General features: G+C 67.9%; 1 pseudogene. It reads left to right on the top strand.

Features of this window, described 5'->3' with window-relative positions:
* Positions 1-237, top strand: a pseudogene (locus SB751_RS31440) (iron ABC transporter permease); the annotation flags it as partial.
* Positions 238-265 lie beyond the last annotated feature (28 nt).

Below are 265 nucleotides of genomic sequence, written 5' to 3'. Positions count from 1 at the left end.
CTGCTGCGCCCCGCGCTCACGACGAGCGCGCTGCTCGTCTTCGTCGACGCGATGAAGGAGCTGCCGGCGACCCTGCTGCTGCGCCCGCTGAATTTCGACACGCTGGCGACCTGGCTGTATGCGGAAGCCTCACGCGGCACCTATGAGGAAGGCGCGGTCGCCACGCTCGCGATCGTGCTGGCCGGGCTCGTGCCCGTGATCCTGCTCGCGCGCACCCGTCACAAGATCGGAGCCTGACATCGTGAACCTGCTCGAACTCGACGAC

Source organism: Cupriavidus sp. SIMBA_020, assembly GCF_046535395.1.
Lineage (GTDB): Bacteria > Pseudomonadota > Gammaproteobacteria > Burkholderiales > Burkholderiaceae > Cupriavidus > Cupriavidus campinensis.
Note: the sequence above shows the minus strand (reverse complement) of the source record. Positions and strands in the feature narration are given on the sequence as shown.